The organism is Rathayibacter caricis DSM 15933 (assembly GCF_003044275.1).
Taxonomy (GTDB): domain Bacteria; phylum Actinomycetota; class Actinomycetes; order Actinomycetales; family Microbacteriaceae; genus Rathayibacter; species Rathayibacter caricis.
In genome coordinates, this window is sequence record NZ_PZPL01000001.1 from 2,014,581 (window position 1) to 2,028,071 (window position 13,491).

The window sequence follows — 13,491 nt, forward strand, 5'->3', positions numbered from 1 at the left end:
TCCCGATGTTTTGACTCCGCGTCCGGACTGCGCTTACCGTGGGCGAGGCCGATGGGGCGGCCACCAGGGGGACAGGCAGCGCGGCCCGCTCGGCTCACGGGCCGGCAGCGGGCCGCGCCCGTCCCGACGATGGTGGGACACGCGCTACGCTCCCAGCACCGGGGGCCGACGACGGCGCCTCCGCCTTCCCGCCGGAGGCCGCATGAGCCAGACCCCCGTCCCGCCCGCGACACCCGCGCGCGCACCCCGACTGACGCGTGAGCAGGTGCGCTCCCGCCTCGTGGACGCCGGACTCGACGTCGTGCGCAGCGACGGCCTGAGGGTGGGCGTCTCCCACCTCCCGCTGGAGGACCTCATCCGCACGGCCGGGGTCCCGCGGAGCACGGTCTACCGGATCTGGCCGAGCCGCCAGGACTTCTTCGACGAACTGCTCGCCAGGATCCCCGACCGGCTCCTCTCGACCCGCCTCGACGAGCCGGCGCTGCAGGTGGGCGCGACCTACCTGCAGCGGAACACGGACGCCGAGGCCCCGGCCGACGAGCGGCGCGCGACCCTCGTCGCCTCCGTGGCCGTCGCCATCGAGGCCAACTACGAGAACACCTTCGCGTCGCAGCACTGGCGCAACTTCGTCTCGCTGGCCGGCACCGTCGAGTCGCACGACGAGCCCGTCCGGGGAGTGGTCCACGACGCCCTCCGCAAGCGCCAGCAGCACTTCATCGAGAACATGGCCAAGTACTACCGCTACACCCTGACCGAGGCGGGGCTGCGGCTGCGCCCGGGCTTCGGCGACGAGTACACGTCGCTCGCGTCCGCGATCTCGGCGTACATCGAAGGACTCTGCGTCGCGAGGATCGCGGCGCCGGAGCTGGTCACCGGACCGCTCGTCCCCGAGCGGCCCGAGTCGCCGAGCCTCGTCGTCGCCGGAGTGATGATGCTGATCGACGGGTTCTGCGAGCCGATCCCGGAGGGCTAGTCCTCGGTGGGGGGCTCGAGCATCCCCTCGACGATCGAGCGGATGGTCCACGCGGCCAGATTCCACTCCACCGGCTCGCCGTCCAGGCCCGGAGCGGTGATCGTCGCGTCGAGCTCCTCGTCGATCAGCCGGCTGCGGTGCGCCAGCCCGTCGATCACGATCGCGGTGAGGTGGGCGAGCTGCAGCGTCGTGAATCCGGGGCGCATGCTCCCGTGGAACACGTCGAGCATCTCCTGGTAGAAGGTCTGCATCCGGTGCGTGAGCATCGTCTCGATGCGCTTCGCGGTGGCGCGGACCGCCTCGCGAGCCGGTCCCTCCTCCATCGAGAACGTGCAGGCGAGCAGGGCGTTGTAGGAGGACCAGTCGACGGAGCGGCGCAGGTTCGCCATGTTGGCGTTCGCCCCGATCCGGATCATCTCCCACGCGACCGCCCGGCGGCCGCGGGACGTGGACAGGCGGTCGCCGTGCCGCTCGTAGACCTCCCGCATGAGCTCCTGGGCCTCGGGGTCGGTACCCCCGGCGTAGCGGTCGCGCACGAAGACCTCGCCGATCAGATCGGCGACGAACTCCTCGCGGGTGCTCCAGATGCGGTAGACGGAGCTGCGCGGGACCTCCGCGAGCCGGATGTACTCCTCCATCGGGAGGTGCGCGAAGCCGACCGTCAGGCCGTTCTCCGCGATCACCCCGCGGGCGGCGTGCAGCATCCGCTCCCGCACCTCCTCGGCCGGGAGCCTCTTGGCGCGGGGGGTCGAGGTGTCGAGGCGGTCCATCCGCCAGACACTAGCCCGCGCAGGGCACCCCGCGCACTGGGGACACCCCGAGAGGCGCCGAGGTCGCGGGAAGCCAGGGAGCCGGTCCCGGTGGAGACAGTGTGTCCCAAGATCTGGTCCGGGGGCTCCGAGGGCGCTACGGTGCCCCCGGGGCGGCTCCCGACCGCGCCCACGAGGAGTCCCTGTGCCCGAGACCGAGCGTCTCGCCCTGACCGTCGTCGACGGTCTCGCGATCGACCGCGCCGCCCTGCTCGCCCTCCTGGGCGCGGCCCTTCCGCAGTTCGACGTGCAGGACGCGTCGAGCCGTGCCGACACCGGCACCGTCGCCGTGGTGGACCTCGACGGCGTCGCCACCGGCGACCTCGTCCGCACCTTGGCGGGTCTCGTCGGCCGGTACCGCGGAGTCGTGGCCCTCTCGACGATGCTCGGGCTCGAGACCGTGCGCGCCGTGCTCCGCTTCGAGCGCTCGGCTTTCGTCTGGAAGGGCGACGACCCCGGTGACCTCGCCGCGGCCGTGGTGTCGGTCTCGTCCGGCCGCACCTGGATCTCCGAGGCGGCCCGCGGCCGCTTCCTGATGACCGAGGAGGACCGCCGCCCGGTCCTCAGCCCGCAGGAGAGCCGCGTCATGCGCTCCTACGGGGCCGGCACCGCGGTCAAGACGGTGGCGGTGGAGATGCGGATCGCCGAGCACACCGTCCGCACCTACATCAAGCGGATCAGGGTGAAGTACCTCGACGCGGGCATCGCGCTCGAGTCACGGGTCGACTTCTACCGCAACCTCGACGGGCACGACGTGGCGCTGCGCAGCGGCGGCGACCGGATGAGGACCCGCGGCCAGCAGCTGGACGGCGACCTCAGCGGCGACGGCGCCGCGTGAGGCGAGCAGGATCGCATTGCCGGACGATCGCCCGCGGGCGAACGACTCCGCTCCGATCGCCTCGGTGACCGGCAGCAGCGGCTCCACCGCCGCGCGGATCCGGTCGAGGCGGCGATGGTCGGCGTCGTCGGCGACGTTCACGGCCAGCAGGCCCTCGCCGACGCGGTCGGCGATCCGGGCCAGCGCCGCCGCGCCGAAGAACGCCTCCGGGATCTCGTCGCCGTCGTAGGCGTCCAGGACGACCAGGTCGACGGTGCCGCGGGGGAGGGAGGCTGAGGCGTCGGCCGTGACGACGCGCAGGCGGGTGCCCGGCGGGAGGGGAGCGTGCTCGACGACGAAGTCGACCAGTCCCTCTTCGATGTCGACGACGGTCTGCTCGGATCCCGGCCGCGTCCACTGCGTGTAGCGCGCGAGGGAGAGGGCGCCCGCGCCCAGGTGCAGCACGCGCACGGCCAGACGGGGCGGCGCGAGGGCGTCCACGACCGCTCCGAGCCGGGCGGTGTACTCGAGGTCGAGGGCACCCGGGTCGGACGGGTCGATCAGCGACTGCTCGACGCCGTCGATCGTCAGCACGAGCGAGCCCGTCCTGACCGCGTCCGGCTCGAGCGCGACCGTGCGACCGCCGGGCAGTCGAGCGGAGGGGGGCATCCCGCCACGCTACGGCTTCTCGCGGCGCCCTGGGTGCCGCGGCTACGGTGGCAGGCATGGCCGCGCTCATCCTCCTCGACGTCGACGGCGTCCTGAATCCGTCCGTCGTGAGCGATCGGACGGCGGGCGGCCACCGGCTGGTGCTCGACGCCGACCGCGCCGCGCTGGTCGCCCGCCTCGCCGCCGCCGGCACGATCGTCTGGGCGACCACCTGGCCGCCCGAGCTCACCTCGGTCCTCGCCCGCGATCTGCGCCTGCCCGAGGGGACGGAGGCGATCGTGTTCCGCGGGGGCCTTCCCCGCGACGCGCGCTTCCCGGGCGGCACGGGCAAGCTGCAGCCCGTCGCGCTGTGGCTCGAGCGGGCGCGTGCCACCGCGCCGATCGACGCCGTGGTCTGGATCGACGACAACCTCCGCGAGGACGCCTACGCCTGGGCGCGCGAGCAGGACACCCCGTTCCACCTCGTCCGTCCGGAGTCGGCCGAGGGCCTCACCGCCGACGAGGTGTCGGGAGCGGAGGAGTTCCTCGCCGCGCTCGCACCGTCATCCGGGGACATCGGGGAATAGGCCGCCCCCTCCCGGTGGTTATGGTCACTCCGGGCGGCCGCGGATCCGGTCCGCGCCGTCCCGCTCCCGGAGCCCCCGCTCGGGAACCCGCGCCGACCACCGGCGCGACCACATCGTGAAGCACCGAAGGACACCCACCGTGACGCACCTCCCCGCCCGCACCCCCCTGCGCGTCCTGCTCGGCACCGCCGCAGCCGCCACCGCCCTCGTCCTCGCCGGCTGCGCGCCTGCCTCCACCGAGGACGCCGTCTCCGGCTCCACCGACGAGGGGACCACCGCGGCGAACTCCGGTCTGAGCCTCGCCGAGGTGCAGGACGCGGGCGTGCTGACCATCGGCACCGAGGGCACCTACCAGCCGTTCTCGTTCCACGCCGACGGCGGCACGGGCGAGCTGACGGGCTACGACGTCGAGATCATCACGGCCGTGGCCGAGAAGCTGGGCGTCGAGCCCGAGTTCGAGGAGACGCAGTGGGACGCGATGTTCGCGGGCCTGGACGGGGGCCGCTTCGACGTCATCGCGAACCAGGTCTCGATCAACGACGAGCGCAGCGCCCGCTACGACTTCTCCGAGCCCTACGCCGTGAGCCCCGGAGTGGTGGTCGTCCCGACCGCCGACACCGAGATCACCTCGCTCGACTCGCTCGCGGGCAAGACGACCGCGCAGTCCCTCTCGAGCAACTGGTACGAGCTGGCGCAGGACGCCGGCGCGCAGGTCGAGGGCGTCGAGGGCTGGGCGCAGGCCGTCGCCCTCGTCGAGCAGGGTCGCGTCGACGCGACCATCAACGACCGCCTCACCTGGCTCGACTGGTCGACGAACTTCCCGGACCAGGCCGCGGGCCTCAAGGTCGCGGTGACCACCGACGACAGCTCCGAGAGCGCCTTCACCTTCCCGAAGGGCTCGGACGACCTCGTCGCCGCGGTCGACGACGCGCTCGACGAGCTCCGCGCCGACGGCACGCTGACCGAGATCTCCGAGCGCTACTTCGGAGCCGACGTCTCCGAGTAGGACCGCACAGGAGGGGGTCGGTCGCTCGCGCCGGCTCCCTCCCGTCGTCCACGGCGCCTCCCACGCGGGCCGGCTCCGTGGCAACCTCCCGCGTCCGTCCCGGATGCGTGACAGCATCCCAGGGGAGCGACGCGCACCGCCCGGCCGCCCGCACCGCCCATCGCCCCGGCGAGAGGAGACCACATGGACCTCGACCTCGTCCTGCGGTCGTTCTGGCCGATCCTGTCCGGCGGCCTCGTGGGCACGATCCCGCTCGCTCTCGCCAGCTTCGTGCTCGGACTGGTCCTCGCTCTGGCCGTCGCGCTGATGAGGCTCTCGAAGGTCCGGATCCTCGCGTGGATCGCCCGCGTCTACATCTCCGTGATCCGCGGCACCCCGCTCCTGGTGCAGCTCTTCGTCATCTTCTACGGCCTGCCCAGCCTGGGCGTGCGGATCGACCCGTGGCCCAGCGCCATCATCGCGTTCGCCCTGAACGTCGGCGGCTACGCGGCCGAGGTCATCCGGGCCGCGATCCTCAGCGTGCCCAAGGGGCAGTGGGAGGCGGCGCACACGATCGGCATGGGCCGGGGACTGGCCCTGCGGCGGATCATCCTCCCGCAGGCCGCTCGAGTGTCGGTGCCGCCGCTGTCGAACACGTTCATCTCGCTGGTGAAGGACACCTCGCTCGCCTCGCTGATCCTGGTGACCGAGCTCTTCCGCCAGGCGCAGAAGATCGCCACGGCGTCGAGCGAGTTCATGCTGCTCTACCTCGAGGCGGCCCTGATCTACTGGCTCATCTGCCTCGTGCTCTCGAGCGGGCAGAGCATCCTCGAGAAGCGATTGGACCGCTATGTCGCCCGTTGACGCCCCGCAGGACGCGCGCCCCGTGCTCTCCGTCCGGGGCCTGCGCAAGTCGTTCGGCTCCGTCGAGGTCCTCCGCGGCATCGACCTCGACATCCGCCGCGGCGAGGTCATCGCCCTGATCGGCCCGTCCGGCTCGGGCAAGACCACCGTGCTGCGCTCGCTCAACAGCCTCGAGGTGCCCGACGCGGGTGTGGTCGTGCTCTCGGACGGCACCTCGCTCGACTTCGCCGCGGGCGTCGGCCGGCGCCCGCTCACGGCGCTCCGCGACCGCTCGGCCATGGTCTTCCAGCACTTCAACCTGTTCCCGCACCTCAGCGTGCTCGAGAACGTGACGGAGGGACCGCTGCGGGTGCAGCGCCGCCCGGCGTCCGAGGTGGTCCCCGAGGCCGAGGCGCTGCTCGAGCGGGTGGGCCTGGGCGGCCGCGGCGGCGCCTACCCCTTCGAGCTCTCGGGCGGGCAGCAGCAGCGCGTCGGGATCGTGCGCGCGCTCGCGCTGCGTCCGGAGCTCCTGCTCTTCGACGAGCCGACCTCGGCGCTCGATCCCGAGCTGGTCGGCGACGTGCTGTCGCTGATGCGCGAGCTCGCAGCCGAGGGCTGGACCATGCTCGTCGTCACGCACGAGCTGGAGTTCGCGCGGAGGGTCGCCTCCGAGGTGGTCTTCATGGCCGACGGAGTGGTCGTCGAGCGGGGCGCGCCCGCCGAGATCCTCCGCGAGCCGCGGGAGCCGCGGACCCGGCAGTTCCTCCACCGCCTGCTGAACCCGCTGGAGTGAGGCGGTCGTGCCACCCTTCTGCGGGTGGCCGCGCGCCTGACCACTCCCGCGCGGGCGTGTGCCTATCCTGACCGGGTGACCTGGAGAAGCGACGCCGAGACCGAGCGCATGCCGTCCGCGCCCGAGGGGTCCGGCACTGCGACCGGGCCGCAGAAGACCCGCGAGTACGTGTGGCCCGAGCCGCTGACCGGCGGGGCGCCCGCCACGGCGCCCGCGGCCGCCGGGCCCGCCGAGCGCTCGCCGCTGGGACCGGTGGAGCCCGAGCCCGCTCCGCCGCGCCGGAAGGGGAACCGGATCGCCGGCCTCGCCGTCGCCCTGCTGGCCACCGCCGTCTTCGCGGCCCTGCTGCTGGCGTGCCTCACGGCGATCCGCCTCGTCGTGGACGCCGCGCAGGGCGACCCTCTCGCCGTCGCCCTCGCGCAGGGTCCCACCGCCGCGTTCCTGGCGCCCGTCGCCGCGTTCCTGATCGGTCTCGCCCTCCTCGTCCTCGCCGTGAACCGCGCCGGATGGTGGGCGTACGTCCTCGGCGGCTTCTTCATCGCCCTGCTCGCAGGAGCGGCGGCGCTCGCCGGCGCCTGGTACGACATCGGGGGAGCCGTTCCGCCCGCCGACCGCACCGAGCTCGTGGAGTTCCTGAGCGACCCGGCCGTCCTCCTCCAAGTCGCCGCGGCCGCGGTGCTCGGCCGCGAGGTGAGCGTCTGGGGCGGCGCCCTCATCGCCGCCCGCGCGCGCGGCGTGAAGCGCCGCAACGCCCAGCGGGAAGCCGCCGCGCAGTCGTGACCTCGCCGGGGGAGCAGGGCAGGGGAGCGGGACTGGGCTACGGCATCGCCCTGGCCGCGTTCGCCGCGTTCCTCTACCTCGCCCTGGTCGTCTGCGCGTTCGGGGTGCTGAGCCTCCTGCTCGACCAGGACGTCGTGCCCGAGCGCGACGCCGGCCCGATCCTGGGCCCGGTGGCGGTCGGCGCGTGCGTCGTGGCGGTCCTGCTCTCGATGATCACCCTCGCCGCGCGCCCGTCGGTCACCCGCGTGCTCGGGCCGTCGCTGCTCGCCGGAGTCGTCGTCTACCTCCTCTTCCTGCTCGTCGGCGGCGCGATCTACGGTCTCGGACTCCAGCAGCCGGCCGAGATCCTGGGCTACGCGCTCGACCACGCCGGCACGGCCTTCGCGGTCGCGACCGGGGTGCTGGCGGCGGCCGTCCACATCGTCTTCCTGCTGCTGCTGGCGCGACGCGACGCCGGCGGAGGCACGCCCCACTGGGGCTGGGAGGGGGACGAGCGGGAGTAGCCCGCCCGCCGCCCTGCTCGCTGACGGCGGACGCCGTCCGGTTGACCGGCCCCGTCACTCCCCGTAATATTCTTCGGGTGTGCGCTTTGCCGTGCGCTCGTGTCGTGCCTCCGGGTCGATCGCGTGCCGCGCTTCGCTCCACCGGGTCCGCAAGGGTCCGCGGGTTCGTCCGATCGGACGGCCCCCACGGCATACCCGTCCTCCTCCCCTCTGCGCCGCTCGCCGGTGCAGGAGGGTGCGTCGGGTCCAGATGAACTCGGCCGCGTCCGGCGACGGACAGGCCGAATGTCGACCATCGATCCGCTGTCACCGTGCAGCATTCAAGGAGCAAATCAGTGCCAACGATTCAGCAGTTGGTCCGAAAGGGACGCTCGCCCAAGGTCACCAAGACCAAGGCGCCCGCCCTGAAGGCCAACCCCCAGCAGCGCGGCGTCTGCACGCGCGTCTACACGACCACGCCCAAGAAGCCGAACTCGGCCCTCCGCAAGGTGGCCCGCGTGAAGCTCTCCAACGGCACCGAGGTCACCGCCTACATCCCCGGCGAGGGCCACAACCTGCAGGAGCACTCGATGGTGCTCGTGCGCGGCGGTCGTGTGAAGGACCTCCCCGGTGTCCGCTACAAGATCGTTCGCGGCGCCCTGGACACCCAGGCCGTCAAGAACCGCAAGCAGGCTCGCAGCCGGTACGGCGCGAAGATGGAGAAGAAGTAATGCCTCGTAAGGGCCCCGCTCCCAAGCGCCCCGTCGTCGCAGACCCCGTCTACGGCGCACCGGTCGTCAGCCAGCTCGTGAACAAGATCCTCCTGGACGGCAAGAAGGGACTCGCCGAGCGCATCGTCTACGGTGCCCTCGAGGGAGTCTCCGCCAAGAACGGCCAGGACGCCGTCGTCACGCTCAAGAAGGCGCTCGACAACGTCCGTCCGACCCTCGAGGTCCGCAGCCGCCGCGTCGGCGGCTCGACCTACCAGGTCCCGGTCGAGGTCAAGCCCCACCGCGCCAACACCCTCGCGCTCCGCTGGCTCACCAGCTACGCGAAGGCCCGTCGCGAGAAGACGATGACCGAGCGTCTCATGAACGAGATCCTCGACGCGTCGAACGGTCTCGGCGCCGCTGTGAAGCGTCGCGAGGACACCCACAAGATGGCCGAGTCGAACAAGGCCTTCGCGCACTACCGCTGGTAGCGCGTCCCGCGGCCGCTCCCGAGCGGCCGCGACCCCCGGGTCCGCAGCGTCCGCGCTGCGGACCCGGCCCGGCGGCTGATCGCCCGATCCCCGCGGTCGGGCGATCGTCCCACCTGAACCCCAGCCGATCGGCCATGAGCCCGTTGCGCTGGCTCCATCACTCATCGGAGGAACTCCGTGGCACAAGATGTGCTCACCGACCTGAACAAGGTCCGCAACATCGGCATCATGGCCCACATCGATGCCGGCAAGACCACCACCACCGAGCGCATCCTGTTCTACACGGGTATCACGCACAAGATCGGTGAGGTCCACGACGGCGCCGCCACGATGGACTGGATGGCGCAGGAGCAGGAGCGCGGCATCACGATCACGTCCGCCGCGACGACCTGCTTCTGGAACAAGAACCAGATCAACATCATCGACACCCCGGGTCACGTCGACTTCACCGTCGAGGTGGAGCGCTCGCTCCGCGTCCTCGACGGCGCCGTCGCCGTCTTCGACGGCAAGGAGGGCGTCGAGCCCCAGTCCGAGACCGTCTGGCGCCAGGCCGACAAGTACGACGTCCCGCGCATCTGCTTCGTCAACAAGATGGACAAGCTCGGCGCCGACTTCTACTACACGGTCGACACCATCGTGAACCGCCTCGGCGCGAAGCCGCTGGTCATCCAGCTCCCGATCGGCGCCGAGTCGTCCTTCGAGGGCGTCATCGACCTGGTCGAGATGCGCGCGCTCACGTGGCGCGGCGACTCCAAGGGCGACGTCCAGCTGGGGGCGAAGTACGAGATCGAGGAGATCCCGGCCGACCTCGCCGACAAGGCCGCCGAGTACCGCCAGAAGCTGCTCGAGACCGTCGCCGAGACCTCGGACGAGCTGCTCGAGAAGTACTTCGGCGGCGAGGAGCTGACCGTGGCCGAGGTCAAGGCCGCGATCCGCAAGCTGACCGTCAACTCCGAGATCTACCCCGTGCTCTGCGGCTCCGCGTTCAAGAACCGCGGCGTCCAGCCCATGCTCGACGCGGTCGTCGACTACCTCCCCTCCCCGCTCGACGTCCCCGCCATCGAGGCGCACGACGTCCGCGATGAGGAGAAGGTCATCATGCGGCACGCCGACTCGACCGAGCCCTTCTCGGCGCTCGCGTTCAAGGTCGCCGTGCACCCGTTCTTCGGTCGCCTGACCTACGTCCGCGTCTACTCGGGCAAGCTCGACTCCGGCGCCCAGGTCATCAACTCGACCAAGGGCAAGAAGGAGCGCATCGGCAAGATCTTCCAGATGCACTCCAACAAGGAGAACCCGGTCGACTCGGTCACCGCCGGCCACATCTACGCCGTCATCGGCCTGAAGGACACCACCACCGGTGACACCCTCAGCGACCCGCAGGCGCAGGTCGTCCTCGAGTCGATGACCTTCCCGGAGCCCGTCATCGAGGTCGCCATCGAGCCCAAGACGAAGGCCGACCAGGAGAAGCTCGGCACCGCGATCCAGAAGCTCGCGGAGGAGGACCCCACCTTCCGCACCGAGCAGAACCAGGAGACCGGTCAGACGGTCATCAAGGGAATGGGTGAGCTGCACCTCGACATCCTGGTGGACCGCATGAAGCGCGAGTTCAACGTCGAGGCCAACGTCGGCAAGCCGCAGGTGGCCTACCGCGAGACGATCCGCCGCACCGTCGAGAAGTACGACTACACCCACAAGAAGCAGACGGGTGGATCGGGTCAGTTCGCGAAGGTCCAGATCACCATCGAGCCGATGGAGGTCGAGGCCGACAAGACCTACGAGTTCGTCAACGGCGTCTCGGGCGGACGCGTCCCCCGCGAGTACATCCCGTCGGTCGACGCGGGCATCCGCGACGCCATGCAGGTCGGCGTGCTCGCCGGCTACCCGATGGTGGGCGTCAAGGCGACCCTGGTCGACGGTGCCGCGCACGACGTCGACTCCTCCGAGATGGCGTTCAAGATCGCCGGCTCGATCGCGTTCAAGGAGGCCTCGCGCAAGGCGCAGCCCGTCCTCCTCGAGCCGCTCATGGCCGTCGAGGTCCGCACTCCCGAGGAGTACATGGGCGACGTCATCGGCGACCTCAACTCGCGTCGCGGGATGATCCAGTCGATGGAGGACGCCACCGGCATCAAGGTCATCCGCGCCAACGTGCCGCTGTCCGAGATGTTCGGCTACATCGGCGACCTGCGCTCGAAGACCTCGGGCCGCGCCGTCTACTCGATGACGTTCGAGACCTACAGCGAGGTCCCCAAGGCCGTCGCCGAGGAGATCGTCCAGAAGAACAAGGGCGAGTAACTCCGCCCCCTCCCCCCGCCGTTCGACCGGACGGCGGGGGACTGGTAGTGTCGTGCGGGTTTGCTGCCGCTTACGCGCGTGGAAACCCGCACGACCTCTGCCGGTAACATAAGTACACAAAACCCCCGCAAGCCCTCATGTCCTCGTGCCGCCCCGTGCGGCGTCGGATGCGGATGCTTGCACCTAAGTCCTGAGGAGGACCCACAGTGGCTAAGGCCAAGTTCGAGCGGACCAAGCCGCACGTCAACATCGGAACCATCGGTCACGTCGACCACGGAAAGACCACGCTGACCGCGGCGATCTCCAAGGTTCTCGCTGACAAGTTCCCGTCCGCGACCAACGTTCAGCGCGACTTCGCGTCGATCGACTCCGCTCCCGAGGAGCGCCAGCGCGGCATCACGATCAACATCTCGCACGTCGAGTACGAGACGCCGAAGCGCCACTACGCGCACGTCGACGCCCCGGGTCACGCCGACTACATCAAGAACATGATCACCGGCGCGGCGCAGATGGACGGCGCGATCCTCGTGGTCGCCGCCACCGACGGCCCCATGGCTCAGACCCGTGAGCACGTCCTCCTCGCCAAGCAGGTCGGCGTCCCCTACCTCCTCGTCGCCCTGAACAAGGCCGACATGGTGGACGACGAGGAGATCCTGGAGCTCGTCGAGCTCGAGGTCCGCGAGCTGCTCTCGTCGCAGGGCTTCCCCGGCGACGACGCCCCCGTCGTGCGCGTCTCCGGTCTCAAGGCCCTCGAGGGCGACGAGGCCTGGACCCAGTCGATCATCGACCTGATGGACGCCGTCGACGAGTCCATCCCGGACCCGATCCGCGACAAGGACAAGCCGTTCCTCATGCCGATCGAGGACGTCTTCACGATCACCGGTCGTGGAACCGTCGTCACCGGCCGTGCGGAGCGTGGAACCCTCGCTCTGAACTCCGAGGTCGAGATCGTCGGCATCCGCCCGACGCAGAAGACCACGGTCACCGGTATCGAGATGTTCCACAAGCAGCTCGACGAGGCCTGGGCCGGCGAGAACTGCGGTCTGCTCCTCCGCGGCACCAAGCGCGAGGACGTCGAGCGCGGCCAGGTCGTCGTCAAGCCGGGTTCGGTCACGCCGCACACCGACTTCGAGGGCACCGCGTACATCCTGTCCAAGGATGAGGGTGGGCGTCACAACCCGTTCTACGCGAACTACCGCCCGCAGTTCTACTTCCGCACCACCGACGTCACCGGCGTCATCACGCTGCCCGAGGGCACCGAGATGGTCATGCCCGGCGACACCACCGACATGACGGTCGCGCTGATCCAGCCGATCGCCATGGAGGAGGGCCTCGGCTTCGCCATCCGTGAGGGTGGACGCACCGTGGGTGCCGGAACGGTCACCAAGATCGTCAAGTAGGTTCGCCTGCTCGATCTCTCGAGAGGGGTCGTCCGCTTCGTGCGGGCGGCCCCTTCCGTGTGTCCGGGCGGGGTCACGGAGTGCGGGCTACCGTGATCTCCATGTCCTTCGTCAAGAGCGATCCGTCCGCGGCCCCGCGGTTCTTCGAGTGGGAGGCGGCGGGCCTGGAGTGGCTGCGGGAGGCGGAGGCGTCCGGCGGCGCGCCCTGCGTCGAGGTCCTCTCCGTCGGCTCGGGCCGCATCGACCTGGAGGAGATCGAGGTCGTCCGCCCCGATCCGGTCGCTGCGCGGGCCTTCGGCCGAGCGCTGGCCCGGACGCACGACGCGGGAGCCGCGGCGTTCGGTGCCGCCCCGGACGGCTGGGACGGCCCCGCGTACATCGGCCGCCGGCGGATGCCCTGCAGCCCCGAGGAGTCGTGGGGCGTCTTCTACGCCGAGCAGCGTGTCCGTCCGTTCCTCCCCGTCGCGGTCCGGGAGGGGAACCTCTCGCGCTCCGATGCCGGGACCGTCGCGCAGGCGCTCGATCGTGTCGCGGCGGGGGAGTTCGACGGCGAGGAGCGGCCCTCCCGCCTGCACGGAGACCTCTGGACGGGGAACGTGCTCTGGTCCGTCTCCGGCGCCGTGCTGATCGATCCTGCCGCGCACGGCGGCCACCGCGAGACCGACCTCGCCATGCTGGCGCTCTTCGGCGCGCCTCACCTCGACGAGATCCTCCGGGGCTACGACGAGGCGTACCCTCTCGCCGACGGCTGGCAGGAGCGCGTCCCGCTGCACCAGCTGCACCCGCTCGCGGTGCACGCCGCCGGCCACGGACCCTCCTACGGTCGCGCCCTCGCCGAGGCCGCGGCCCGGGTCCTCGCCCTCTAGCGCCCCACCGTTCGT

General features: G+C 71.0%; 14 protein-coding genes. 13 read left to right on the plus strand and 1 reads right to left on the minus strand.

Going from position 1 to position 13,491, the window contains the following annotated elements; translation table 11 throughout:
• The first annotated feature begins 202 nt into the window (after window positions 1–202).
• The gene (locus tag C1I63_RS09255) at window positions 203–973 is read left to right on the plus strand and encodes a TetR/AcrR family transcriptional regulator (RefSeq protein ID WP_055787006.1); all 771 of its coding nucleotides are present in this window, start codon (window positions 203–205) and stop codon (window positions 971–973) included.
• On the opposite strand, the gene C1I63_RS09260 is transcribed toward C1I63_RS09255, so the two are convergent.
• Entirely contained in the window at window positions 970–1,743 is a 774-nt protein-coding gene (locus tag C1I63_RS09260; RefSeq protein ID WP_055787010.1) for a hypothetical protein, read from the minus strand. The genes C1I63_RS09255 and C1I63_RS09260 overlap by 4 nt on opposite strands.
• Window positions 1,744–1,927: 184 nt before the next feature.
• On the opposite strand from C1I63_RS09260, the gene C1I63_RS09265 reads away from it, so the two are divergent.
• The 12 genes from C1I63_RS09265 to C1I63_RS09320 all read left to right on the plus strand — a co-directional run bounded on the left by C1I63_RS09265 (window position 1,928) and on the right by C1I63_RS09320 (window position 13,476).
• A complete protein-coding gene (locus C1I63_RS09265) occupies window positions 1,928–2,620 on the plus strand; it encodes a LuxR C-terminal-related transcriptional regulator (protein ID WP_146168424.1) in 693 nt (230 codons plus the stop codon).
• Window positions 2,621–3,324: 704 nt separating this feature from the next.
• Complete coding sequence (locus C1I63_RS09270) at window positions 3,325–3,834, plus strand: HAD domain-containing protein (RefSeq protein WP_107574604.1); 510 nt, start codon at window positions 3,325–3,327, stop codon at window positions 3,832–3,834.
• Between the two features lie 139 nt (window positions 3,835–3,973).
• Window positions 3,974–4,840 (plus strand): amino acid ABC transporter substrate-binding protein, encoded by an 867-nt coding sequence (locus C1I63_RS09275; protein ID WP_107574605.1) that lies wholly within the window; start codon window positions 3,974–3,976, stop codon window positions 4,838–4,840.
• A 183-nt stretch (window positions 4,841–5,023) separates the two neighbouring features.
• A complete protein-coding gene (locus tag C1I63_RS09280) occupies window positions 5,024–5,683 on the plus strand; it encodes an amino acid ABC transporter permease (protein WP_055787023.1) in 660 nt (219 codons plus the stop codon).
• The gene (locus C1I63_RS09285) at window positions 5,670–6,455 is read left to right on the plus strand and encodes an amino acid ABC transporter ATP-binding protein (RefSeq protein ID WP_107574606.1); all 786 of its coding nucleotides are present in this window, start codon (window positions 5,670–5,672) and stop codon (window positions 6,453–6,455) included. Before C1I63_RS09280 ends, C1I63_RS09285 begins: the two co-directional genes overlap by 14 nt.
• Before the next feature lie 75 nt (window positions 6,456–6,530).
• On the plus strand, window positions 6,531–7,235 hold the full coding sequence (locus C1I63_RS09290; RefSeq protein WP_146168425.1) for a hypothetical protein: 705 nt from the start codon (window positions 6,531–6,533) through the stop codon (window positions 7,233–7,235).
• Entirely contained in the window at window positions 7,232–7,738 is a 507-nt protein-coding gene (locus C1I63_RS09295; protein WP_107574608.1) for a DUF6121 family protein, read from the plus strand. Before C1I63_RS09290 ends, C1I63_RS09295 begins: the two co-directional genes overlap by 4 nt.
• Window positions 7,739–8,073: 335 nt before the next feature.
• Entirely contained in the window at window positions 8,074–8,448 is a 375-nt protein-coding gene (rpsL, locus tag C1I63_RS09300) for a 30S ribosomal protein S12 (protein ID WP_055787040.1), read from the plus strand.
• Window positions 8,448–8,918 carry a 30S ribosomal protein S7 gene (rpsG, locus tag C1I63_RS09305; RefSeq protein WP_055787043.1) on the plus strand — a complete coding sequence of 157 codons (471 nt, stop codon included), beginning with the start codon at window positions 8,448–8,450 and terminating at the stop codon, window positions 8,916–8,918. The genes rpsL and rpsG overlap by 1 nt, the downstream gene beginning before the upstream one ends.
• A gap of 177 nt (window positions 8,919–9,095) precedes the next feature.
• Window positions 9,096–11,210, plus strand: coding sequence for an elongation factor G (gene fusA / locus C1I63_RS09310; protein WP_055787046.1), 2,115 nt, complete (start codon window positions 9,096–9,098; stop codon window positions 11,208–11,210).
• 206 nt (window positions 11,211–11,416) lie between these two features.
• Window positions 11,417–12,610: an elongation factor Tu gene (gene tuf / locus C1I63_RS09315; protein WP_055787051.1), complete on the plus strand. Its 1,194-nt coding sequence runs from the start codon at window positions 11,417–11,419 to the stop codon at window positions 12,608–12,610.
• Between the two features lie 101 nt (window positions 12,611–12,711).
• Window positions 12,712–13,476, plus strand: a complete 765-nt coding sequence (locus tag C1I63_RS09320; RefSeq protein WP_107575807.1) for a fructosamine kinase family protein — start codon at window positions 12,712–12,714, stop codon at window positions 13,474–13,476.
• Window positions 13,477–13,491 lie beyond the last annotated feature (15 nt).